Source organism: Providencia sp. Je.9.19 (assembly GCF_051129765.1).
In the GTDB taxonomy this organism is placed as follows: Bacteria; Pseudomonadota; Gammaproteobacteria; order Enterobacterales; family Enterobacteriaceae; genus Providencia.
Window position 1 is genome coordinate 62923 of the sequence record NZ_JBCPSS010000001.1, and the last position, 24351, is coordinate 87273.

Consider the following 24351-nt stretch of genomic DNA (forward strand, 5'->3'; position numbering starts at 1 on the left):
CTGTATTCGAGATAATGTTATGACTGAATTAAGACATCAACGCAAAAGCGTGAAAATACCTGCACGTCAAAAATATATTGTTGGCGAACAAGCGAGTAAAAGCATCGAGCAAGTGCTCAATGAGTATCAAACTAACATGCTTGGGTTATCTGAAAACGAAGCTTTAGATCGCTTGGTGACTGACGGTGAAAATGAAGTTGCTCATGAAAAAGCCCCCCCAGCTTGGAAACAACTAATTTCCTCATTTAAAAATCCCTTTATTTTTGTATTAATCATATTAGCTGTGGTGAGTTTTTTTACTGATTTTCTCATTCCAGAGCGTCATGGAGAAGAAACTGATTTAACTGGCGTTATTATTATCGTCACCATGGTTCTTCTGAGTGGTTTATTACGTTTTTGGCAGGAGTATAGAACGAATAAAGCCGCGGAAGCATTGAAATCCTTAGTTCGAACTACCGCAACTGTTTTTCGAAGAGATAGTAAAACTGGCCGCTCCACGCGTAAAGAAGTGCCTATCAAATGCCTTGTTTCTGGTGATATTGTTTTATTATCTGCCGGAGATATGGTGCCTGCCGATCTCAAGTTAGTTGAATCAAGAGATTTATTTATTAGCCAAGCAATTTTAACGGGAGAATCCATCCCAGTTGAAAAATATGACACGCTTGGGGATATAACCGCCAAAAGTAGTGATGCTATCTCTCCGTCAGAGAATGAATTATTAGAGATCTCTAATATTTGTTTGATGGGAACGAATGTCACAAGTGGGACTGCGAGAGGAATAGTGGTTGCTACAGGTGGAAAAACGTATTTAGGATCGTTGGCTAAATCAATTGTTGGTAGTCGGGCTCAGACCGCGTTTGATCGTGGCGTCAATAGTGTGAGTTGGTTGTTAATAAGATTCATGCTAGTCATGGTTCCAATTGTTTTATTAATCAATGGATTTACGAAAGGAGACTGGTTTGAAGCGACGCTATTCTCATTGGCGGTTGCTGTTGGTTTAACGCCTGAAATGCTACCTATGATCGTGAGTTCGAATCTTGCAAAGGGTGCAATCGCAATGTCTAAGCACAAAGTGATTGTTAAAAGATTAAATGCAATTCAAAACTTTGGGGCAATGGATGTGCTATGCACGGATAAAACCGGCACATTAACGCAAGATCGTATTATTTTAGAACACTATCTGGATAGCTATGGGCAAACCGACAATAAGGTTTTGCAGTTAGCATGGCTAAATAGTTTCCATCAAAGTGGTGCTAAGAACATGATGGATCAAGCTATTGTTCGTCGTGGCAGAGGCAACGAAAAGATTGAGCAATTAAAAGGCTATCAAAAAATTGATGAGCTTCCTTTTGATTTTATTCGTCGCAAGCTATCGGTTTCAGTTATGACTCCAGAAGGAGATGCCTTATTAATTTGTAAGGGTGCAGCAGAAGAGATGCTTGCTGCATGCCAATATTATCAACAAAATGGTGAGTTATGCTCTTTAGATGAATCTGCAAGAGAGAAAATAACAGAACTTGTTAGTCATTATAATAAACAAGGTTTTCGTGTTTTATTACTTGCAACTCGGGTGCTGAATAATTCAGAAGCGCATTTACCTTTATCTGCCAAGGTAGAACAACAACTTGAATTACAAGGTATTTTAACGTTTCTTGATCCTGCAAAGGAAAGTGCTATAAAAGCTATTGCCGCATTACGTGAAAATGGGGTGACAGTAAAAGTACTTACTGGTGATAACGCGATTATTACTGAAAAAATTTGCCATGATGTTGGGTTAAATGTCAGTGAAATTATGAGTGGACTCGAAGTAGAGGTGCTCAGTGACGAGGAGCTGAGTCAAAGGGTTGAGCAAGTTTCTGTTTTTTGTAAGCTAACACCATTACAAAAATCGAGAATACTGAAACGATTACAAGCTAATGGGCACACAGTTGGATTTTTAGGTGATGGTATCAATGATGCACCCGCTTTGCGCGATGCTGATGTGGGAATATCTGTCGATACAGCAACCGATATTGCGAAAGAATCAGCGGATATTATTTTGCTTGAAAAGGATTTAATGGTTTTAGAGCAGGGGGTAATCAAAGGAAGAGAGACGTTCGGTAATATTATTAAGTATTTGAATATGACGGCGAGCTCAAACTTCGGGAATGTATTTTCAGTCTTAATTGCTAGTGCATTTATTCCTTTCTTACCGATGTTAGCGATTCATTTATTGGTTCAAAACTTATTGTACGATATGTCCCAATTAGCATTACCTTGGGATAAAATGGATAAAGAATTTTTAAAACGTCCTCGTAAATGGGATTCAAAAAATATCGGCCGCTTTATGATTTGGATTGGCCCAACATCTTCTATTTTTGATATCACAACATTTGCGCTTATGTGGTATGTATTTGAAGCCAACAATATATCACATGAGGCTCTTTTCCAATCAGGATGGTTTGTTGAAGGACTGTTATCGCAAACACTGGTCGTTCATATGTTACGAACACAAAAAATTCCATTTATTCAAAGTACAGCTGCCTTGCCTGTATTATTAACAACCGGAATTGTGATGGCATTAGGACTTTATATTCCATTTTCTTCATTTGGTGAAATGATTGGATTGCAGCCTTTACCTATTGAGTATTTCCCATGGCTTGTTTTAACATTAGTAAGCTATTGTGTTGTGGCTCAGTTAATGAAACAGTTTTATATAAAACGATTTGGAACGTGGTTATAAAATAAAAATGAGGCAGTAGGGACATGCGTGTCTCTACTGCTTATTATTGATAATCTATTTAGATATTATAAGCGAGTTAGACTTAATGTTTCATATTTATTTGTCTTTGATTATAAAATAAATGATAATAAATCAGTGAGTTATAATGTATGACTTTTTATTTTAGATACTAATTTTTTATTAGATAATAAGATGGGTATTTATAGAATGGATTGTATAACAATGCATAAAGAGGAATAGGTTTAAACAGAAAGAGCCAAAATATGACTCTTTCGTGTACTAAACTGAATTCGGCTTATTACAGACCTAAAGCAGTTTTCATTTGTTTCATTGCATCAATACCTTGCTGACAGGCTTGGTCTTGTTGATCTTTAGGCAGTGCTGCAACTTGTTTTTTGCCTTCTTCCAATTGACCTTTCATCGCATCTAACTGCGCTTTTGCTTGCGGATTTTCTGAAGCTTTTGCAATTAAACTATCAACTTCTGCGAAGTAAGCATTACAAGTTTCAGTTGCACCAGCAACTTCACTTTTCTTTTCTTCTTCAGAACAAGCAGTGATTGTCAGTGCCAATAACCCCATACTACAAGCTAAAATTAACTTTTTCATAATCAACCTTTTAAATTATTTAGTTATAAATATTGCAAAACAAAGTATATAAGAGAAGTTTTTAATATCAATTGTAACAAATCCTAAAAGTAAGATGTGATTTTTACGTATTATCGTTCGCGTCAAATGGCTTTTAAATCAATCAATTAAGCACTAATTTTATTAGTGACAGTGTCTTAAATGGCATAATATAAAAATATCACTCTATAAAAATATTAAATAGTAGCTTTTATCTTATTTTTCGTTATCAGTATGTTGATTTTTTGTTTTTCAATCTGATTTTAGTTATGGCGTTGTTATGTAGTAGATGCGTATTCTAACTATTTTGCCATATGACAAACAAACTGTTCACTAAGTAAAAATAACTAAATATTATGAGCGCATTTCAGATATAAACTGAAATTTTAGAGTGTTATAACAATTTCACTCATATTTATAACTTTTTTGTATATGCAGTAAATACAGAATAAAAAATGAAAAGTGTAAATTATTTTTTACGTAATTCGGCATATGTCTGCCTATTCAATATTGTCAGAATTATAAGCTGTACATTTAAGATGCTATTATAGAAGAGAAAAGTGAGCTGAATCACAAATTTACGATTTAAACCTTTGTATGAGTATAAGATTGATTTTTAAATCAAATTTCCTTTGTACGAAACTCGAATTATCAGGTAAAGTCTTCCCCCTTAGGCCGATCGAGAATCGGAATCTTAGGTTAAAATTATGTGTACATAATTAACAATAAATATTTTTTCTTAGTTGACGCTAAATCAAATTCGTATCAAAATTTACTCGTTGTAGAAATTCGCCAAAGAGTGATAGACGAGTTAGAATGTGTCAGACAAAGGGAAATAAAATTTCTTACATTACATTCTCAGGATGAATATTCGCCTAAAGGGAAAGTAAGAAAAATAGATGCGGCTTAGGTCGTATCACTATGCAACATAGTAGACATTTTATTAATGCTATGGGCATGACATGTATGTAACAAGATTTATATTGTTACAATTTTATATTTAGACTTACACACAGGGCTTTACCATTATGTCTGCTTCTATTGTAAAGAAACGGCCACTGAGCCGTTACATCAAAGATTTTAAACACAGCCAAACTCATTGTGCACATTGTCACAAGACGCTTGATCGTATTTCTTTAGTATTCAACGATGACATCTTAAATAAAGAAGCTATCGCTGATATGACTGAATTAGTCGATGAGAGCGCGTGGGTAGAGCTGCAGGGTAAATTTACTGCACTTTGTCGTTTTTGTAGTGAAATTTACTGCAATAGCAATACTGATTATTTTGATATTATGTCATTTAAACAGTATTTGTTCTTACAGACTGAGATGAGCCATAGTACCGTTCGTGAATATGTTGTCCGTCTACGCCGTTTAGACGAACTGCTGTCTTCATCTAATTTCTCGATGAAAGAATTTGCTGCAAGCAAGGTTCAAGAGCAATTAAGTGAAAAAATGACTGATTCTGCATTCAGTAATTATAATATTGCCTTACGTAAGTATGAGCAGTATTTATATTGGGAATCAGAAAAGAACTAATAGACATTAAAACATAATAAAAATTAGGTGGTTAATCTAATTTTTCTTGTTAATAATGAAATTGGTGTCCTCTGGACACCTTTTGCCGTTTTAGGAACACTCAAATTTTCTCAACCTTAATTAATTTTTTTGTTTGATTTAATCATGCTATTTTTTCTATTAAAAAATAAAAATTTTTTTAATATTGGTGAATGATTAATTAATATTAAGAGATTAATACGTTGGAATGAATAGGGGAGAGAGTGAGTAATATAAAGTATGACCTGAACCTAATTAAATAGGTTCAGGTCTTTGCATTTTAACCTATTGTCATGAGGCTAGCATTTCCACCTGCTGCTGCCGTATTTACGCTTAATGATCGTTCATGAACAAGTCGTTCTATACGTAAATTCGTTTCTCCACGCTCAAAACCTTGAACAGAAATTATTGGTCCTTTACGTGTTGTAACCGCTTGGCAAATGTCTTTTAGTTGGTCGCTATCTCCGTGATAAATAACCCCTTCAATTTGCCCTTGAAATTCTTGCCAGTTTTTTGTCAATGCAATAGTATTGCGCACTTTTTCTGGTAGTGACTTAAATAGTTTCTGATGAAGTTCATCTTCAGGCCACAGTGATTGGCAACCACTTGCTAATACTGCTGCCAATTGGACTAAACAATCTTTTTCATTATCACTAATACACAGTATCGTTCCGCGAGGGCGTAGGGTATAGGTATTTCGTTCACCTGTAGGTCCCGGTAATAAACGAGAAGTTCCCGCTTGTGTGAGACGAGAAAATTGTTCGATAACCGTAGGTTCAATTAGTTGATCGTGTTTTTGTGCCCATAAAGAGAGTTCATCAAAAGGCATTAGTAACTGGGAGCGTGCACTTGCATCCATTGGCAATTCACTATCTTGTCTTTCTAGCGTGTGACAAACTGCATTTTCTGGACGTTCACTCAGTAAGCGATATAGATACAGTGGACCACCTGCTTTTGGTCCGGTACCCGATAAACCTTCACCACCAAATGGTTGCACACCAACGACAGCACCGACCATATTACGGTTAACATATAAGTTGCCGACTTTAGCTATGGCAATAACTTGATTGATTGTTTCGTCAATACGGGTATGAACACCTAAAGTTAGTCCATAACCTGTAGCATTGATTTGATTAACAATTGACTCGAGATCTTCACGCTTGTAGCGAACGACATGTAGAACAGGGCCAAAAACTTCTTTTTTCAATTCACTGACATCATCAAGCTCAATCAATGTTGGCTTAACAAAGGTTCCTTCCATTTGCTCTTGCTGATCATCTTTGTTTTCAAAAGCAGCTTGGAATACCATTTTGCCTTTGCTGCGCATTTGCTGAATATGCTGTTCAATATTTTCTTTGGCTTCCTTATCAATAACTGGGCCAATATCGGTCGAAAGATGCTCTGGATTACCCATTCTGCACTCTTCCATCGCCCCTTTTAACATACGGATTGTACGTTCGGCGACGTCATCTTGAATACAAAGAATACGTAAGGCTGAGCAACGTTGACCTGCGCTATCAAATGCTGATGCAACAACATCAGTGACAACCTGTTCGGTGAGTGCTGATGAATCTACTATCATCGCATTCAGCCCGCCCGTTTCCGCGATGAGAGGGGTCGGGCGACCTTGTGCATCAAGTCTACCTGCAATATTGCGCTGTAATAGTCCGGCAACTTCTGTTGAACCCGTAAACATTACGCCGCGAACACGTTCGTCACCCACCAGTTTTGCACCAATAGTTTCGCCTTTTCCGGGTAGGAATTGCAGCACATCTGTTGGAATACCTGCTTGGTGTAAAATTGAAACCGCAATTGCGCCAACCAGTGGTGTTTGCTCCGCAGGCTTTGCAAGTACAGGGTTACCAGCTGCGAGCGCCGCTGCAATTTGTCCCGTAAAAATGGCTAGCGGGAAGTTCCAAGGGCTAATGCAAACCACTGGGCCAAGAGGACGATGGGTATTGTTATCAAAGTCGTCGCGAACTTGAGTTGCATAATAATTTAAGAAATCAACTGCTTCTCTGATTTCTGAAATTGCATTCTCATAGGTTTTTCCTGCTTCGCGAACTAGCACATCTAGAAGTGGCTGCAACTGTTGTTCCATAAGATCGGCTGCACGCAATAAAATAGCTGCCCGTTCAGATGGTGGGGTTGCAAACCAAATTGCGCCCGCATCGTTCGCAATATTTAATGCATGATTGGCTTCTTGCTCAGTGGCTTCTCGTACATGACCAACAATATCACGATGGCAAGCGGGGTTGATGATAGCTATCGCTTCAGGTGTAGGTTGCTCTGATTGGAAGTCTGCACCTAATAATGGCGCGGCTATTTTTTCCTGCATTGCGGCAGTCAATAGTGCACTGGATAAAGATGCTAAGCGGTGTTCATTCGACAGGTCAAGACCCATTGAATTGACTCGGCGTTTTCCATATAAATCTCGAGGCAATGCTATTTTCGGATGTGGTAAACCTATTTGGCCTTCTGTTTTTGCCAGTTCAATAACATCTTTAACCGGATCCGCTACAAGCTCATCTAAAGGAATTGTGCCATCTGCAATACGGTTAACAAAGGATGTATTGGCACCATTTTCCAATAGTCGACGAACTAAATAGGCTAATAGTGTTTCATGGGTACCAACGGGTGCATAAATACGGCATGGGCGATTTAACTTGCCATCAGCAACTTTACCCACGACTTGTTCGTACAATGGTTCACCCATGCCATGCAAACATTGGAATTCATATTGACCTGGGTAATAGTTTTGACCTGCTAATTGATAAATAGCCGAAAGCGTATGTGCGTTATGAGTTGCAAATTGAGGATAAATTAAGTTAGGGGCAGAGAGTAGTTTACGAGCGCAGGCAATATAGGAAACGTCAGTATACACTTTACGAGTATAAACTGGATAGCCTTCGAGCCCATCAACTTGAGCCTGCTTAATTTCGCTATCCCAGTACGCACCTTTAACTAAACGGATCATTAAGCGGCGGTTGCTACGCTGTGCAAGATTAATAATAGAATCAATGACAAATGGACAGCGTTTTTGATACGCCTGAATGACAAAACCAATACCATTCCAGCCTGCCAACTGCGGCTCAAAGCACAGTTTTTCGAGTAAATCTAAAGAAATCTCTAAACGGTCAGCTTCTTCCGCATCAATATTAATGCCAATATCATATTGATGGGCTTGTAGTACCAAAGACAATAAGCGTGGATAGAGTTCATCCATGACACGATCATATTGCGCACGGCTATAGCGAGGGTGTAATGCTGAAAGTTTGATTGAAATACCCGGTCCTTCATAAATACCGCGGCCGTTAGATGCTTTGCCGATTGCATGGATAGCTTGTTGATAAGACACCATATAATCTTGAGCATCTTTTTCGGTTAAAGCTGCTTCACCGAGCATGTCATAAGAATAGCGGAAGCCTTTGTCTTCTAATTTACGCGCATTGGCTAAGGCTTGAGCGATAGTCTCACCGGTAACAAATTGCTCACCCATCAAACGCATCGCCATATCAACGCCTTTGCGTACCAAGGGTTCACCACTTTTACTTAGAATACGGTTTAATGATGAAGACAATTTGGCTTCATTATGTGTTGATACTAGCTTGCCGGTAAACAGTAATCCCCATGTTGCTGCATTAACAAACATCGAGCTACTTTGACCTAAATGGGATTGCCAATTTCCATTACTGATTTTGTCACGAATAAGTGCATCACGAGTGGCTTTATCTGGAATACGGAGCAGGGCTTCAGCGAGGCACATTAGCGCCACGCCTTCTTGAGAGGAAAGCGAGAACTCTTGTAATAGCCCTTGTACTAATCCAGCTCGACCTGTGCTGCTTTTTTGATTACGTAATTTTTCAGCGATGGAATAAGCCAGCTTATGCGCTGCTTCTGCTTGCTCTGGGGGGAGTTGCGCTTGCTGCAATAGCATGGATACGGCTTGGGTTTCTGGAATACGGTATGCGGAAGTGATGGCTGAGCGTTTTACAGATTGAGGTAAAATATGTTCTGCGAAATCTAAGAATGGCTGATAATGAGTCTCTATAGATAAATCTTCATTAATCAATTGGTTATCTTTAGCGTCCATATTGGCTGACAACTCAGGCATAAATTGTTCATTATCGAGTTGTTCTAAATAAGTATAGATAGCTTGTTTGATCAACCAATGTGAGGTGCGATCAAGACGTTGAGCGGCCGCTTTAATGCGTTCTCGAGTTGCTTCATCAAGTCTTACACCCATAGTTGTTGTGCTACTCATCTTAATTCCTCTAATTCATCAGTATTTAAAATAGAAAAGTTACACAACATTATCTCAGTGTTGCAACTTTGTGCAACATTGTTAATCATGATTGTAGCTAAAATGTGAAACAACGCTTGTTTTTATCAGCCTAAAATAATAATTATATATGTATATCAGTTAATTATAACCTTTGTAAGGTTGAGGGATTAGTTAATCAATTAATTGATAATTTAACTTATAACTTTAACATTTGTGATATGGCTTCTATTTATAGAATAAAATTCGGTTAATTTCTTGTTAATTACATGTGACTTTGTTTAGCATGTGCTGGTTAAACTAATAAAATAAGTGCAACGCAAACAATCACAACATAAATGATGAGCATGAAAAAATTGCAACTGTGCAATTATGTGCCACATCATATAGTGACAAGTTATCAATGATTTTTATAAAGATAACTCACTAATAAGTAATTCTATGGAGACAACGGATGAATGTAAGTACTCCGATGATCATCACGTTCATCGTATATATTTTTGGCATGTTGCTGATAGGCTACCTTGCTTATCGTTCAACAAAAAACTTTGATGATTACATTCTTGGAGGACGCAGTTTAGGAAGTGTTGTTACCGCCCTTTCTGCTGGAGCTTCTGATATGAGTGGCTGGTTACTGATGGGGTTACCCGGCGCTATTTTTATTGCGGGTATTTCTGAAAGTTGGATAGCCATTGGTTTGAGTTTAGGCGCCTATTTGAATTGGTTATTTGTCGCGGGTCGTTTGCGTGTACAAACAGAAAAAAATAACAATGCATTGACATTGCCGGACTACTTTACAAGCCGTTTTGAAGATAATAGTAAAATTCTGCGTATTATTTCAGCGGTCGTTATTTTAGTTTTCTTTACGATTTACTGCGCTTCAGGGGTTGTTGCAGGGGGCTTATTATTTGAAAGCACCTTTAACATCAGTTATGAAAAAGCCATGTGGCTTGGAGCATTAGCAACTATTGCCTATACATTCTTAGGCGGTTTCCTTGCAGTCAGTTGGACGGATACTGTTCAAGCGTCACTGATGATTTTCGCGCTGATATTGACGCCGATTGTGGTCATTTTATCTATGGGCGGTATTGATACTTCTATTGAAGTTATTAAGGCAAAAAATCCTGAATATCTGGATATGTTTAAAGGCATGAACTTTATCGCCATTCTTTCATTACTAGGATGGGGTTTAGGCTATTTTGGGCAGCCACACATTTTAGCGCGTTTTATGGCCGCAGATTCACATCGTACCATTCGTTCAGCTAGGCGTATTAGTATGACATGGATGGTGTTATGTCTTGGCGGCACAATTGCGGTTGGTTTCTTCGGTATTGGTTATTTTGAAATGAATCCGGGCCAAGCAGGCGCGGTAATAAAAAATAATGAACGTATTTTTATGGAGTTAGCTGGAATTCTGTTTAATCCATGGATCGCGGGTATTTTACTGTCTGCAATTTTAGCCGCAGTAATGAGTACGTTGAGTTGCCAATTACTCGTTTGTGCAAGTGCGTTAACAGAAGATTTATATAAGCCCTTTGTTCGTAAAAATGCTAGCCAAAAAGAGTTAGTTTGGGTCGGACGCTGCATGGTATTGCTCGTTGCTGCTATTGCGATTTATATCGCTCGCGACCCTAACAATAAAGTTTTGTCTTTAGTGAGTAATGCGTGGGCTGGATTTGGTGCTGCCTTTGGTCCAGTGGTTTTACTGTCGGTCACTTGGAAACGGATGACCAGAACTGGTGCCTTGGCTGGAATGCTTGTTGGTGCCATTACAGTATTAGTATGGATGAAGTATAAGTGGTTTGATTTATACGAAATTATTCCAGGCTTCTTATTTGCCGCGATTGCAATAGTTGTGGTCAGTATGATAACTAAAGCGCCAAGTGCTATTGCACAGGCTCGTTTTGATGAAGCGGAAGCTGAATATAAAGTTAAATAGATGATAAGTTAACATATTCAGAAAATATCACTTAAAAGGCCAGCGAGTTATTTTCAACTCGCTGGCCTTTTTGTCATTCATTCAATCAACTTAACTTACTTTACGTCTTTTAACAATTTGGTAGCCAACAAATAGGATAATAAACCAAACTGGCGTAGCAATCAGCGCTTGCCGAGTATCGTGCTGGAATGCGAGTAGTACAATCATAAAAGCAAAAAAGGCTAAGCTAACCCAAGACATTATGATGCCTGCTGGCATTTTGTAACGCGAAGCTTTATGTAGTTCAGGGCGTCTTTTCCGGAAATTGAGATAGCTGTATAAGATCATGCTCCAAACAAACATAAATAATATCGCAGATACCGTCGTCACCAATGTAAAGGCATGCATGATATCGGGGATAAAATAGATTAGAACGATACCAAAACTCAAACAGATACAGGTAAAAATTAGTCCAGTTGCTGGAACGGCTTTTTTCGATAACTGGCTAAACTGTTTTGGCGCATCACCTTCTTTGGAAAGACCAAATAGCATACGACTAGTTGAAAAAACACCGCTATTAGCTGATGAAGCTGCTGAGGTTAGTACAACAAAATTCACGATACTTGCCGCGGCAGGTAAACTGATTAGGACAAACATTTCTACAAATGGGCTTTTGTCGGCTAAAATTGTGCGCCATGGCGTAACTGCCATAATGACAATTAAAGACAATACATAAAATGCAATGATACGAATAGGTATGGCATTAATAGCTTTAGGAAGTGATTTTTCTGGGTCACGCGTTTCTGCTGCCGCAGTACCAACTAGCTCAATTCCGACAAAGGCAAATATAGCAATTTGGAAACCGGCAAAAAAGCCACTGATCCCCATAGGGAACATACCACCATCATTCCAGATGTTGCTTAATGAAGCAGTATGGCCGGCCGGTGATTGGAAGTTTATTGCAATAAGAGTCCCACCGACTGCAATTAAAGCAATAATGGCAATTATTTTGATCATAGCAAACCAAAATTCCATTTCACCAAAGAGTCGGACAGAAACTAAGTTTAAGGTTAGTAGGGTGATGACACAGATGAATGAAGTTATCCATTCAGGGTAGTCGGGTGCCCAAAAGCTGACATAGGCTGTGATTGCAATAATGTCAGCAATACCGGTGATAACCCAGCAAAACCAGTACGTCCAGCCAACAAAGAAACCTGCCCATGGACCGATTAAGTCTGCCGAGAAATCACTGAATGATTTATAGTTGAGATTAGAGAGGAGTAATTCTCCCATTGCCCGCATAACAAAAAATAGTATGAAGCCGATTATCATATAAACGAATATGATAGAGGGCCCAGCGAGTGAGATAGTTTTACCTGAGCCCATAAATAGGCCAGTACCAATTGCACCGCCAATAGCAATTAGTTGAATATGGCGGTTACTAAGACTGCGTTGTAATTGGTTACGATCAGCTGAGGGCTGAGTCGAGTTTGACGTCGCATTTTCTTCCATACAGTAAAATATCCGGTAGTGATTTATGATGTTTAGCCACAATATTTTTTTATTTATGTGGTTATGTTTGCGTTAAATATTGTGACATAAATCTCAATTATAGTAAGGAAAAGTTAGCTTACTAAAATCGAAGCGGTTATAAATTAATCTGTAGCAAATATATATTTAACATTCGCAACTTAAAATTAACTTACGCAATAAAAATAGCAGAATAACATTGACTGTACCAAATGATAGGCGTTAAATATTTGCCATCGGGTTGTTAGCTCAGTCGGTAGAGCAGTTGACTCTTAATCAATTGGTCGGGGGTTCGAACCCCCCACAACCCACCAAATTTATCAATATATTAGCCACCACTAGCATGTCATTGATTGATAATGGAACTCCTGCTTGAACAAGCTAGCTTACCCCTGTGTGTCTTAAATCATGAAACCTTAAGTCTTCAATTCCAGCTCTTTTTAATACCGAGTTCCAAGAACGATTATTGTCAACTCTCATTTTTCTGATTTCCTGAGCCATTGTTCCGTCATTTCTATTTGCAGCCTCTTTGTGTACAAACACCCATTTATGATGGTTGCCAATCTGGTTACGCAGTGCCTGACATGATGTATCATTTAATGCCACTCCAATGGCCTTACCTGATTTGCTATCTTCTGGATTAATCCAAGCAACTTTTCTTTGCATGTCTATATGTTTAATTACTGCAATGACATTGTAATTGGCTAGGCTACATTGGTAACTGGTACCAATGTAGCAAATCTCATGCGGTAAGGGAGTGATTTTCAAGCAGTCCTAATGTGTTAATTTGTTGATATTTAACTTAGGTTCAATGAACCAGTGAATGGTTGAGTTAAAAGCTAATAAAAGTGCGATGCTAATAGTTGATAATGTTAATAATATTATTACTAATAAACTATATTCCACATGAAAATAAGTTAAGGTTTGTAATAAAACAAAGCAAATAATAGGATGGATTAAATAAACACCTAAAGCATTGTTTGATACTTTTGCATATTTATCAGTTGATAAAGCGAAATAAATAATGCTAGAACCTAAAACTATACTTATAAAGAATTTTAAAATATAAATAACAAAAAAAGATGATATAAAATCAGTTTTAGTTATGTCTATAATTAGCCTATTGATACTTTCCTCATGATAGAGTGCGGTTATAGCTAAAGCTGTAGTGATTACAATTATAAAATAAGGTTTTTTTCTAAGCGAAGATACTTTTTCATTATTAATTAAATAAGCAATTATAAAGAATGGGAAATATATAATAATAGAGAAAAAGCTTGATAAGTTAATTAAGTAATTACTTGCTAAATAAGAAAAAACTAATGATACTATCAAAATACAAAATAATATTAATCTATTGGATTTTAATTTTGGTGGTAACAATAAAAAAAAAGCTTGCCAAACAGGCGTGGCTAAAAAAAACCATACTCCATTCTGGGGTTCAAAGATATAAAGTTTTAAACTTAATTCACCTGAAAAATACAGTGGAATTGCATCAACTGTTTGAAATGTTATATAAATTATAAGAGACGAAAGTAAACTAAGCTTCAAAGATTTCCACGTTGCATTCTTCGTTACGAATGCAACTATGAATACAAACATAGGAATTAATGTTAAGTCGAAAATACCAATAAGAAATGAAATCTTATTTTTATCAGCTAAATTTAAGTAGAAATTAAAAACAATAAGAGAGCTCAATATGAGCTTCAAAGTAGGCCAATATGGTTGGGTGATATTATCTGACTCAGGCTTGATTTGATGTGTCATATGCACGCCCTATATAGAAATTAGTTCATTGTACTGCATTGATATACTTATTTGAAATGAATTCCTTGGCAATAGTCAAGAAGCAATTTTAACTTATCTTGAATAAGTATTAGTCCTATGAATCTAAATCTAGGCTACTGTATCTAGTAGCTTTCTATTAACTCTAATCACGGAACGCTCCGCAGGGAGTTATTACTACGGCGGAGGAGTGCTTTCTCTCGCTCAACGCTGCTAAAGAAACTCAACTCTGACGATATTCACGGGGCATGTAATGAGCTACGTCGCTGGACTTATGCAGGTGGGAAACAATGGAAAGGACTGGTAACTAAAATGAAGTAATAGTTTTCACACAAATCAAGTGTAAATAAATATAGAAAAGAAAATAAAAATTTGAGCTTCGTTAAATGAATAAGTAAACACTAGAAGATTAAAAATAAATATATCCTCTAGTGTTTTAGGTAAGAAGATAGGCTTTACTGCGCCGCTCTTTGTATTGCCTCTCCTCCCGCCTCTATGTCTTCACCAACACCTTTAGTGGTGTTACAGGCAGTTAATGTGAAAGCAACTGCTAATGAGCAGATGAGGAAACTAATTTTTTTCAACATATTATCTTCCTTTTAGTGTGAAGTTATAAGTTACAAAAGGTCACTTTTAATTATAGCAGAACAATCTGATTACTATTTTTTACCTATAGATAGTCATAGTGCCAGTATTAAACCATTATATCGTTGTGGAATAGATGTCATTATAGGTACCTGACAAACGAAATAAGCTGCTATATTTTAACTGTTAATTTTATTTTGGTGGTTAATCAACATTGGCAATAAAGGGTACACTCTATGATATTAAAAGAGCTATTTATCCGTATGCTTCATGTTTTCCAATATTTATTAGTTGGCATTCTTTTGTTGTTATCATCCATGGCATTGCCTAATTGGTTAGGAAAGGCCACAGTTTTTTTGTAAGATAGTATCTCACTGGTGAATATTGAGCGGGGTTACAATGCAGATAAAGTCAGTCTTTATGTTTTTAAGTATGCTTTTACTTAATGGATGTAGCGTTAAAGTGCCAAAAGATATATCACCAGTTAAGAATTTTGATTTATCTCGTTATCTTGGCGAGTGGTATGAAGTGGCCAGAATAGATAATCGGTTTGAAAAAGGGCTAACCCAAGTTTCTGCAAATTATTCTCTTCGTGATGACGGCGGAGTCAAAGTCATTAATAGAGGATGGAGTGCAGATAGTAAAAAATGGAAGGAGAGTATAGGAAAAGCCTATTTTGTTGAATCCTCCGATATGGGAGCTTTGAAAGTTTCATTCTTTGGTCCTTTCTATGGTGGCTATAATATCATTAAGCTTGATGATAACTATCAATATTCATTGGTTGTTGGGCCTGATAAAGATTATCTCTGGGTATTATCTCGTACACCAACCATGCCGCTTGAGTTACTAAATGAATATCTTAGCTTTGCTAGTGAAAATGGTTTTGATATACAAAAGGTATTGATATTTCAATAGCGCCAAGCTTGAGCTTATGAATTATGGACTCAAATGATTTGAACATTTACAGATTTAATAAATAAAAGATGATGACCCTGAAGTGACTTCATAAAGTTGAACACTTTTAGTGAAGCGGCTTGTAAGGCCTGATTTCGATATTCAACCAGAGTCAGGCCTTTTAATTTGGCTTTGATCCGTTTGGTATTGTAACACTCTATATATTTATCAATTTAATCAATCAGTTAATCGGCACCTCGAAAACGATAGCTATGATACATTTCTGATTTTAATAGGCCGAAAAAGTTTACAGCTGCTGCATTATCTAAGCAAAAAGTTATCACTAGTACAATGTTAAACTTAGGTCTTGTCATTTATGCATCAGAAATTTTAGGTTTCAAAGATATAGTCGATGATATAAGTAAAAATCACCTGAAAGCGTAAGTGAAACAATCTGTGTGATTGTGGTAATGGGCAAAAATATAAAAACTGTCATGGAAAGATAAAGTGAACCTGCACCGGCAGGTTTTTTATTGCCTTAAGATATTATTTCCACCATTTAGGATAGTCATTAAATGCTTTTACAATATTGTAGTAAAAATCATTAATCTCTCTGCGTGCTTTGAAAGTTGAAAAGATATTATCTGAATATCTATATTCTACATGTGACCATTCTATGTAGTTTTCACTAGAATCTATTATTAAGCTAAAGTTACCATCCAGATTTACTAGCTCTGACTTTTTGTTTTCGTTCAGATCGTTTAGGAATTCATCTATATGATAGTAAGCTATCCATGTATTCAAGCTTATTGATTGATTGTAATCGAATCCGCTAGTACTTATGGTTATTTTAAATTCAATTGATCCATAGTTATCTTCAAATCCTATTGTTTCAAATGAAATGCTGATTGGGCTTTCGATTCTTATGTCCATAACTGAGCCTAAATAGAGAACGTTGTTACCTTTACCTAAGATACTTGCATGTGAATTTATAGGCAATAGGCTGTGATGCGATAGTCAATTTGCTTTAATTTTCACTCTCTTTAAAATAACACTCGAAGGGTTTTTATTTCCTTGAGTTTACTTTGGTTATAAAGTTTGAATCTAACCATAAGCTAAAATGTCATTTTCTTCTAACAGTAGACTGGCCATTTAATTCATTTAAAGTTAGTTTCATTATTTTTCTGCCATTTTCGATAGTTCGTAATCCATTTGGTGGGTTAATGGTGTTTTTCAAAAAACGTCAAATTCTAATAATGCCTTTTTCTTTTCTTATGTATTCAATGCAAATATTTAGCAAAGATTCAGTCAGGTAACTTATAAATGCGAGTTCTTCATCCAACCACTGATTTAACTGTTCTTTCGAAACAGTGTAGAACTCGTTATCAAGAATTGTAGAGCTGTCATTTTCTTCATAAATAAAACATCCCATCACGTCATCATATAGAACGGTGCCCATAAGATCCTTGTACAGCTCCATATCTGTGCACATTCTGTCTAGTGGGTCGAATTCCTTCATTTCAAAATATTCATCTAACTCTTCATTAGTATAAACTGCGGCTTCGATGATGTGTTTCCATATGTACTCGGGACAATGTTTTTTAGTGTGAATTAGGCTTAATCGTTCTAAGCCACTTTCTTCAATTGGCTCAGGGTATGGCGTAATGAAAGCGGAATATGCGAAAGTAAATTTACGGCGTAAAGCCTCCATCAACAATGGATTTACCTTTTCGTATTTACAATAGTCTGCATGAAGGGATTCAAACATCATTCTTAAATCAACGTAACAATTTAGTTTATCAAAAATAGTTTTGCATCTAATTACCTCATACACTGCTTGTTTGGCTTCTTTTTCATAATCTTCAATATCATTGTATTCTCTAAAAGTTTTAAGATCTTTTTCGGTTATTGTATGTTTTGCTATGTGTCTTAAGGCGCGTATTCTGCAAATAACAATTAAAATGACTAACAGTAATAACAATCCAAGAAAAAATGACATACCACATCCTTATATGTTAATAATCCAAATCAATCAAAAGATATAGTACCACTCCTAAGTTAAATTAATTATCGCTAAATTGTGTACACTGAAAAATAAAGTAGAGTTACAGACCTCGTTTGTGATTTCGTAATATTATTTCGTATACATTCCATCTGCCAAAACGCAGGCAACAAACATCAAGGTATTTTAATCAATGGATGTAGGTCAAAAATCGCCTATTTGTTGTTTTTTTTGTTTAACTTTGCAAAGATGCAGAGATAAGTCGCACACGATTTCAGACTTGCCATGCCATCAGGAACAGGAGCGGCTTTCCAATCTCCATGACCCGATAGCAACGTATTGCGTGGCAATGTCGACGTCCAACTGGTTCTAGCTTTGAGGATCTCGATATGACTACTTTTCATCAACTTACAGCGACTAGTCTTGGTGGTCAGCTTATCTCTATGGGTGACTATGCTGGTAAGGTGGTTCTAGTCGTTAATACCGCCAGCCATTGTGGTTTTACGCCACAATACGGCGGCCTCGAAGCACTCTACAAGAAATATGCCGTGCAGGGTTTGGTGGTGCTTGGTTTCCCCTGCAACCAGTTTGGTAAACAGGAACCCGGAGGCGCTGACGAAATCGCGCAGACCTGTCACATTAACTACGGTGTGAGTTTTCCGATGTTCGAGAAGGTAGAGGTCAACGGAACCTCTGCGCATCCGGTGTTTCGTTACCTGAAAAACGAGTTGCCCGGCCTGCTAGGTGGACGGATTAAGTGGAATTTCACTAAGTTCCTGATTGGACATGATGGTAAACCACTTAAGCGTTTTGCACCATTTACTACCCCAGAGAAAATGGAAGCTGCAATCCTTGCTGCACTTGAAATTTAGTGTTTTGGTAATTTGAGACATTCAATTGCAGACACAGAGATATCTCAAGAGCCACAAATTCTGTGTGGTCTAAAATCATATATAGTTAACCCATGCCCCATATCAATAATTCAGCAAATAAAAATACAATATCCAAACATTCAGACTATTTACCTTTAGTTCAGTCAAATAATCGACAAGATGTAGGTAATAACCATGATGTTATAAGGGTAAATAAATGTCTGAGAATAATAATCCAATTGATTTACTTATTAATACCCAGCAGCCTTACGCGTTAGAGAGACAAAATGATGCGCTATTTAATGCTGCCATGGAATATGCCGACCATTGGCATCGTGAGCATAATGCGAATTATGCAAGATTATGGGATGCTCAGCCAAAACCGATGCTTCCGGTTAATTTATTTAAAACTCTCGACTTGGCCACGCAAACGAATAGTGATGGAATATGGTTAAGTAGCTCAGGCACCGGTAAGCAGGGTAAAACGGCAGTTTTCTTCGATAACCTTAGCTTAAAACGCATTGAAACTGGCATGGTTCAGATTTTCTTACATAACAAGCTAATATCTCCCTCCCCAGCTCGTTTTCTACTTTTATCTCCAGATCCTGCTAAGGGCGATCATGCGGGGTTTGCCACCGCGTTTTTAAAGTTCACCCAATGTGCGCCTATTGAAGAATTAGTATTTACCGTGTCGCCAGATGGTGAATTTGACCATGAGCAGGCTTGGTCAACCTTAAAACGTTGGGCACAGGATGACGCGCCTATCTATATTTTTGGTTTGACGCTCTATTTTGAGTACCTTTGTCTTAGCCGCCCAGAAGCTTTCACATTAAAAGGCTCGGTTAGAGGGTTAAGTGGTGGTGGATGGAAAGGAATGACAAAGCAGTTAGACCGCGAACAGATTGTTCAAGGATTACAACAAACCTTACAAGCCCCCTTAGTGGATATTCGTGATATTTATGGGATGACAGAACACCCATTGCACTATATCAGCTGCCCTGAAGGCCATTTCCATATTCCGATGTTTTCTCGCTTTGCGATTATTGATGAACAGGGTGAACAAGCTCCTGAAAACCAAGTCGGTGTTATTGCTTTAGAAAGCCCATTATTTGCTTCGTTGCCGTCTCAACGCTTGCTAACTCAAGACCTCGGTTCTTGGGGACAACAGTGCGTCTGTGGTCATCCGTTACCGTTTTTACGCTATATTGGGCGAGCGACTTCTCCTGAAGGAACATGTGCGGCGCAAGTTAAATGATGGAGCAAGTAGTCACTAGAATTGCGAATATTCAGAAATGTTTAGTGGATTGTGTGAGTGAGCAGTGGCAATTTTCTAAAGATAGCGCCACACAGGCTTTTTGTCTCTCACGGTTAGCTCATCTTAGCCAATCTGACAGCATTAAAGACAAATTTGAGCAGGAGCTTGGGGGGCGAAATTGGCGTCCTCCTCACCGTCTGCTGATTGTGGTTTCAGAAAACGATCCTTTGGGTACGCTTGAAGCCTTGTTAGCGGCGTATTTGATTGGCTGCAAAATTCGCATTAAATCACGACTTTCCACTCAGTGGTTACAAGTGCTTCGCCAACGTCTTGGGCTGAGTGATGATGAATGTCAAATTAGGGAGTGGGATAGCCAATCCCAAGATGACTCGCAAATCTTGTTAGGCGTCGATACTATTTTGCTAGCAGGGGGAGAAACACTCATTCGACACTATCGCCAAGTGGCACCGGCAAATATCAAACTGGTTGAGCTAGGGCCTAAAATCAGTGGGATGGCAATTATTGGTGATGTGCTTCCTCCAATAGATTTTTTACTACAAGATTTTTGCTTATTTCAGCAGCGGGTGTGTAGCTCTCCACGGTTTATTTTACTTGATAAGCCTGAATGCGCAGATGAGCTTTATCAACAACTTAAAGTTAAGCTCGATACACTCAGTGTGCTGCCTGATACTTTGCGTTTGCAACAGATGGTGCAGTATCAAAACTTCAAGTTTACTCAATTTCTTAATAAAACAGCTTTTCCTGCTTGCTACAGTGGTGCCACGGGTTGGGGACTGACTTATCAAACGGAGTTTAACCCGACCCAATGGTTACCTGTGGGCTTTCAACTGGTTGTTGCCCCCATAGCCGAAAGTTTAGGGAAGATTAAGCAACAATGGGCAGGACAGCTACAGACATTGGGTTACCAAGGGGAATTACGCCACTTATCCTTAAATAGCTATAGTTTTACGCGCTACTGCCCAATTGGCAGTATGTTACTCCGCCCAATGAATGCTGCGCATGATGGCTTTTTCATGCTCTCTGCATTGGTATATTTTATCAATCAAGAGGGTGATGGTTTTGCTTAATCAATCCATTTTTATGACGGGGGGAACTGGTTTTATTGGCTCCCATTTAGTCAATAAACTCAGCGCATTGGGATATCAAATCACGGTATTGCAAAGAACGTCAACCTCACGAGCCGTTATAGGTCGCCCAACATTACCGACAACGATTAAAACAGTCGTTGGCGATATTTTGCATCCAGAAAGTTATCAAGATGCCATGATGGGGCATGATACGGTTATCCATCTAGCGGCAGATTACCGTGTGGGACTTCCAGCTAGCCGCCAAGCACATCAAAGGATGTACCAAACCAACGTTGTTGGTACTGCGCAAGTTATTGAAGCTGCTGAACGGGCAAAAATACCGCAAATTCTGTACATGAGTACCACCGCTGCTTTTGGTGAGACTCATGGGCAACTATTGGATGAAAGCCACCGTCATAATGGGGTATTTCGTAGTTATTATGAAGAAACTAAGCATATTGCCCATGAGCTGGTGGTTAAACGTCAGCAGCTAGGTTCGCCAATTAATATTGCGATTTGCAGTGGGGTATTTGGGCCAGGGGATAATAGTGTACTGGCGCAAACAATAGAGGCGTATTTTCGTCAAAAAATCCCATTCCAAATTGCTACCACTAGTACTTTCCAGCTCTGTCATGTGAACCATATTTGTGATGGGTTAATTAAACTTCTGTCACCGGAGATCCAACGTCAAAGCTATTTATTGACGGGGGCGACGTTCTCAATGCCTGAGATTTTTCAGTTATTAAGCCAGATAACCCACAAGGATGAATTGTCCTCTAAATCGGCATCATCTTTAAAACCATTAGCTTGGATAATGGACAAACTGGCAGGTTTAGGGTTAACCATGCCGCTTTCACAAGAGGCCTTACGCATTATGGATGGCAGCTCTTATACCTATTCAAGCAAGAAAGCGCAGCGGGAGCTGGGCTGGTGTGCAGGAGAGAGCAAAAATGAGTTGATTGATGTGATAATTCAACAAAAAAACGCTTTTGATATCATAAACAAGGATGGCATATGAAACCTCAGCATTTAACTTGCCCATGGGGAACTGTTGTTGTTGCGCTTGAATCAAATCAACTGTTATCCATTAAAGCAGATACAGACTGCGCGGTATTTTTTGGCCAAGGTTATGGCACAGCAAAACTACGACTTTGGCAGTTAGATTTGAGCCGTCGGGTTGCCAGTGGGCGCTTATCGGAGATCATGGGAAATGAGGCTTTACGTACGGATATTTTTCAACGTCGATTAGGTTTACCGGAACTGGCTAAACGGGCGGCTAATCAAGATAAACTAGCTGTCAGTGACTCGTGGCAAGCTCAACAATATTTGCATATTCAAGCTTATATTGCGGGGATAAACCATGCATTGAAACAGATGAAAATCTTACCTATTGAATGCTTATTACTGCGTTATCGCCCCGAAGAATTTACGGTAGAAGATAGCTACTTATTAGGGCAACTTAAATATTTTATTAACTCTGCTTGGCAATATGAACTGTTTCATACTCGTCTTGCGAATAAACTTTCTGCCACACAACATCGTCAGCTACTGACCACATTTAGCCTAGAGGGTGAACAAATCGCTCCACTACCTTTGGATGAACAAGGTAACTACCATCAGGAAGTGCTTCAAGCATTAAAAGATGGGCTAAAGGGATTGCAATATTTAGGGTTATCTTCTCCTGATACTGGGTCGAATGTGTTTGCCGTGAATGGAACGTTAACTGCGTCCGGCAAGCCACTACTCGCCTCTGACCCACATATGGGGCAAGTTAATCCTAATTTTAATTTGTTATGCCGTTTAGAAAGTCAAGAGGGGCTAAATGTGCTTGGCTCTCACTTCCCCGGTGCGCCGGGGGTCATTGTGGGGCGAAACACACAAGCCGCTTGGGGAATGGTTGGCATTATGGCCGATAACCAAGATCTCTTCTGGGGCAAAATGGATGTGGATAAGCGGCAAGTGGAAACCGCAGCGGGCACGTTACCACTAACGCAGCGGGTACATGAGATTAAATTAAAATCAGGTAAATCACATACATTGACAACGTATGATTTTGCTCAAGGGCAGTTAGTCTCTGAAAAGAATGGCTATGGCATGTTTTTACGTTGGCCAGCGCTGGATGACCCATCTGGGGATATTACTTTTTATTCCCTTGCAAAATGCCATGATTGGAACTCATTTCGTGACTCGCTACGTTACGTAAGAAACTCCCCCATGATGGTGGGATATGCTGATGTTCATGGCGATATCGGTCTACAAACAATGGGTTATATCCCCCAACGTCATCAACAACTCGGGAGTCTACTGCTGAAACTTAGCGAACCTCAGCATCAGTGGTTAGGTTATGTTCCTTTTGATGAATTACCTTTTGAGCATAACCCAGAATGTGGTTATGTGATTTATGCGAATCAATATCAGCAGTCGTTATTCGATAATAAAGTGCCATTATCCAATCGTTGGCACTCTCCTAGCCGTGCACTGCGAATTGAGACGCTTCTCAAGCAAAGTGATCAGCACACGCTAAGCTCATTAAAAGTTATTCAAGATGATAAAACGGACTATTTTGCCCAGAAAGCATTGTCGTATTTATTGGCTTACGTGCCTGAGGATATCTATTTATCAACGTGGGATGGGAATACGGAAAATATTACCGCTTCTCGATTGTTTGAAGTGTGGTTCCAATATATTACCGATTACCTACTCAAAAAAAACCTCCGACGTGGAGCCAGAACGTTATATACCGATTTTTGGCCGAGTTACCGCTGGAATGTGTTAGCTATTCTTCAGCATCATAGTGAGGATTGGCAATATAACAGTAACGATATTGAAATGTTATTACGTGAAACCTACGCACGGGCATTGATGGCGAGTCAAAAAATGGTACTGCCACAAGTTGAATTTCAGCACAGTATCAAAAAGCCATTGTGGCTCAATAAGCTATTAACGGGGCATTATGCTTATCATGGTGGCAATCGTGAAACTATTCACGCGACTCGGCAAAATGCTGATTTTCTAACGCAATCCCACGCGGGGGAAAATAAATCCATCAAAACCAAACCTTACACATTTGGGCCGGGTTTTAAACTTCTGTCGGATTTAGATAATCAAAAAGCATGTTGGTATCTTATTAATACGCCCGCCAAAGGTTCGCCTTTTTCTTGGCAATTAAAATCGGTACTTAATGCATGGAGAAATGGCATAAGAATAGAGACTCAACTCTCTAATAATTAAAAG

17 protein-coding genes, 1 tRNA gene and 2 pseudogenes are annotated in these 24351 nt (G+C 38.4%); 11 read left to right on the forward strand and 9 right to left on the reverse strand.

What is annotated here, in order from left to right:
• Positions 1 to 19: 19 nt before the first annotated feature.
• The gene (mgtA, locus tag AAZR93_RS00310) at positions 20 to 2722 is read left to right on the forward strand and encodes a magnesium-translocating P-type ATPase (RefSeq protein ID WP_434718648.1); all 2703 of its coding nucleotides are present in this window, start codon (positions 20 to 22) and stop codon (positions 2720 to 2722) included.
• Positions 2723 to 3020: 298 nt separating this feature from the next.
• Here the strand turns inward: mgtA and AAZR93_RS00315 are convergent, their stop codons facing one another.
• A complete protein-coding gene (locus tag AAZR93_RS00315; RefSeq protein WP_294107226.1) occupies positions 3021 to 3329 on the reverse strand; it encodes a DUF5339 domain-containing protein in 309 nt (102 codons plus the stop codon).
• A gap of 1046 nt (positions 3330 to 4375) precedes the next feature.
• Here AAZR93_RS00315 and fliZ point away from each other — a divergent pair.
• Positions 4376 to 4888: a flagella biosynthesis regulatory protein FliZ gene (fliZ, locus tag AAZR93_RS00320; RefSeq protein WP_294107225.1), complete on the forward strand. Its 513-nt coding sequence runs from the start codon at positions 4376 to 4378 to the stop codon at positions 4886 to 4888.
• A 298-nt stretch (positions 4889 to 5186) separates the two neighbouring features.
• On the opposite strand, the gene putA is transcribed toward fliZ, so the two are convergent.
• Entirely contained in the window at positions 5187 to 9170 is a 3984-nt protein-coding gene (putA, locus tag AAZR93_RS00325; protein ID WP_434718649.1) for a trifunctional transcriptional regulator/proline dehydrogenase/L-glutamate gamma-semialdehyde dehydrogenase, read from the reverse strand.
• A 472-nt stretch (positions 9171 to 9642) separates the two neighbouring features.
• Between putA and putP the strand changes: the two genes are divergently transcribed.
• Positions 9643 to 11127: a sodium/proline symporter PutP gene (putP, locus tag AAZR93_RS00330; RefSeq protein WP_294107223.1), complete on the forward strand. Its 1485-nt coding sequence runs from the start codon at positions 9643 to 9645 to the stop codon at positions 11125 to 11127.
• A 90-nt stretch (positions 11128 to 11217) separates the two neighbouring features.
• Here the strand turns inward: putP and cycA are convergent, their stop codons facing one another.
• Positions 11218 to 12618: a D-serine/D-alanine/glycine transporter gene (gene cycA, locus AAZR93_RS00335; protein ID WP_294107222.1), complete on the reverse strand. Its 1401-nt coding sequence runs from the start codon at positions 12616 to 12618 to the stop codon at positions 11218 to 11220.
• Between the two features lie 256 nt (positions 12619 to 12874).
• Here cycA and AAZR93_RS00340 point away from each other — a divergent pair.
• Positions 12875 to 12950, forward strand: a tRNA-Lys gene (locus tag AAZR93_RS00340).
• A gap of 70 nt (positions 12951 to 13020) precedes the next feature.
• On the opposite strand, the pseudogene AAZR93_RS00345 reads toward AAZR93_RS00340, so the two are convergent.
• Both AAZR93_RS00345 and AAZR93_RS00350 read right to left on the reverse strand, forming a co-directional pair.
• A pseudogene (locus AAZR93_RS00345) lies at positions 13021 to 13314 on the reverse strand (tyrosine-type recombinase/integrase); the annotation flags it as partial.
• Positions 13315 to 13410: 96 nt separating this feature from the next.
• On the reverse strand, positions 13411 to 14403 hold the full coding sequence (locus tag AAZR93_RS00350; protein WP_434718650.1) for an acetyltransferase: 993 nt from the start codon (positions 14401 to 14403) through the stop codon (positions 13411 to 13413).
• 210 nt (positions 14404 to 14613) lie between these two features.
• On the opposite strand from AAZR93_RS00350, the pseudogene AAZR93_RS00355 reads away from it, so the two are divergent.
• A pseudogene (locus AAZR93_RS00355) lies at positions 14614 to 14742 on the forward strand (glycoside hydrolase family protein); the annotation flags it as partial.
• Positions 14743 to 14876: 134 nt separating this feature from the next.
• Here the strand turns inward: AAZR93_RS00355 and AAZR93_RS00360 are convergent.
• Positions 14877 to 15008 carry an entericidin A/B family lipoprotein gene (locus AAZR93_RS00360; protein ID WP_048607741.1) on the reverse strand — a complete coding sequence of 44 codons (132 nt, stop codon included), beginning with the start codon at positions 15006 to 15008 and terminating at the stop codon, positions 14877 to 14879.
• Positions 15009 to 15405: 397 nt separating this feature from the next.
• Between AAZR93_RS00360 and AAZR93_RS00365 the strand changes: the two genes are divergently transcribed.
• The gene (locus tag AAZR93_RS00365) at positions 15406 to 15921 is read left to right on the forward strand and encodes a lipocalin family protein (RefSeq protein ID WP_434718651.1); all 516 of its coding nucleotides are present in this window, start codon (positions 15406 to 15408) and stop codon (positions 15919 to 15921) included.
• 29 nt (positions 15922 to 15950) lie between these two features.
• Here the strand turns inward: AAZR93_RS00365 and AAZR93_RS00370 are convergent, their stop codons facing one another.
• The 3 genes from AAZR93_RS00370 to AAZR93_RS00380 all read right to left on the reverse strand — a co-directional run bounded on the left by AAZR93_RS00370 (position 15951) and on the right by AAZR93_RS00380 (position 17899).
• The gene (locus AAZR93_RS00370) at positions 15951 to 16133 is read right to left on the reverse strand and encodes an IS3 family transposase (protein WP_434719608.1); all 183 of its coding nucleotides are present in this window, start codon (positions 16131 to 16133) and stop codon (positions 15951 to 15953) included.
• A 313-nt stretch (positions 16134 to 16446) separates the two neighbouring features.
• Positions 16447 to 16833, reverse strand: a complete 387-nt coding sequence (locus AAZR93_RS00375) for a hypothetical protein (protein WP_434718652.1) — start codon at positions 16831 to 16833, stop codon at positions 16447 to 16449.
• A 310-nt stretch (positions 16834 to 17143) separates the two neighbouring features.
• Positions 17144 to 17899 (reverse strand): DNA-binding protein, encoded by a 756-nt coding sequence (locus AAZR93_RS00380; RefSeq protein WP_336430857.1) that lies wholly within the window; start codon positions 17897 to 17899, stop codon positions 17144 to 17146.
• A 392-nt stretch (positions 17900 to 18291) separates the two neighbouring features.
• On the opposite strand from AAZR93_RS00380, the gene AAZR93_RS00385 reads away from it, so the two are divergent.
• From AAZR93_RS00385 to AAZR93_RS00405, 5 genes are all read left to right on the forward strand, one after another.
• Positions 18292 to 18774 (forward strand): glutathione peroxidase, encoded by a 483-nt coding sequence (locus AAZR93_RS00385; protein WP_434718653.1) that lies wholly within the window; start codon positions 18292 to 18294, stop codon positions 18772 to 18774.
• Positions 18775 to 18991: 217 nt separating this feature from the next.
• Complete coding sequence (locus tag AAZR93_RS00390) at positions 18992 to 20029, forward strand: hypothetical protein (RefSeq protein ID WP_434718654.1); 1038 nt, start codon at positions 18992 to 18994, stop codon at positions 20027 to 20029.
• Positions 20026 to 21117, forward strand: coding sequence for an acyl-CoA reductase (locus tag AAZR93_RS00395; RefSeq protein ID WP_434718655.1), 1092 nt, complete (start codon positions 20026 to 20028; stop codon positions 21115 to 21117). The genes AAZR93_RS00390 and AAZR93_RS00395 overlap by 4 nt, the downstream gene beginning before the upstream one ends.
• Entirely contained in the window at positions 21104 to 22135 is a 1032-nt protein-coding gene (locus AAZR93_RS00400) for an NAD-dependent epimerase/dehydratase family protein (protein WP_434718656.1), read from the forward strand. The genes AAZR93_RS00395 and AAZR93_RS00400 overlap by 14 nt, the downstream gene beginning before the upstream one ends.
• A complete protein-coding gene (locus tag AAZR93_RS00405) occupies positions 22132 to 24348 on the forward strand; it encodes a penicillin acylase family protein (protein WP_434718657.1) in 2217 nt (738 codons plus the stop codon). The genes AAZR93_RS00400 and AAZR93_RS00405 overlap by 4 nt, the downstream gene beginning before the upstream one ends.
• Positions 24349 to 24351: the final 3 nt, after the last annotated feature.

Coding starts and splice junctions, on each gene's coding strand:
- mgtA (WP_434718648.1), top strand. CDS start 20: ATGACTGAATTAAGACATCAACGCAAAAGCGTGAAAATACCTGCACGT.
- AAZR93_RS00315 (WP_294107226.1), bottom strand. CDS start 3,329: ATGAAAAAGTTAATTTTAGCTTGTAGTATGGGGTTATTGGCACTGACA.
- fliZ (WP_294107225.1), top strand. CDS start 4,376: ATGTCTGCTTCTATTGTAAAGAAACGGCCACTGAGCCGTTACATCAAA.
- putA (WP_434718649.1), bottom strand. CDS start 9,170: ATGAGTAGCACAACAACTATGGGTGTAAGACTTGATGAAGCAACTCGA.
- putP (WP_294107223.1), top strand. CDS start 9,643: ATGAATGTAAGTACTCCGATGATCATCACGTTCATCGTATATATTTTT.
- cycA (WP_294107222.1), bottom strand. CDS start 12,618: ATGGAAGAAAATGCGACGTCAAACTCGACTCAGCCCTCAGCTGATCGT.
- AAZR93_RS00350 (WP_434718650.1), bottom strand. CDS start 14,403: ATGACACATCAAATCAAGCCTGAGTCAGATAATATCACCCAACCATAT.
- AAZR93_RS00360 (WP_048607741.1), bottom strand. CDS start 15,008: ATGTTGAAAAAAATTAGTTTCCTCATCTGCTCATTAGCAGTTGCTTTC.
- AAZR93_RS00365 (WP_434718651.1), top strand. CDS start 15,406: ATGCAGATAAAGTCAGTCTTTATGTTTTTAAGTATGCTTTTACTTAAT.
- AAZR93_RS00375 (WP_434718652.1), bottom strand. CDS start 16,833: ATGGACATAAGAATCGAAAGCCCAATCAGCATTTCATTTGAAACAATA.
- AAZR93_RS00380 (WP_336430857.1), bottom strand. CDS start 17,899: ATGTCATTTTTTCTTGGATTGTTATTACTGTTAGTCATTTTAATTGTT.
- AAZR93_RS00385 (WP_434718653.1), top strand. CDS start 18,292: ATGACTACTTTTCATCAACTTACAGCGACTAGTCTTGGTGGTCAGCTT.
- AAZR93_RS00390 (WP_434718654.1), top strand. CDS start 18,992: ATGTCTGAGAATAATAATCCAATTGATTTACTTATTAATACCCAGCAG.
- AAZR93_RS00395 (WP_434718655.1), top strand. CDS start 20,026: ATGATGGAGCAAGTAGTCACTAGAATTGCGAATATTCAGAAATGTTTA.
- AAZR93_RS00400 (WP_434718656.1), top strand. CDS start 21,104: ATGGTTTTGCTTAATCAATCCATTTTTATGACGGGGGGAACTGGTTTT.
- AAZR93_RS00405 (WP_434718657.1), top strand. CDS start 22,132: ATGAAACCTCAGCATTTAACTTGCCCATGGGGAACTGTTGTTGTTGCG.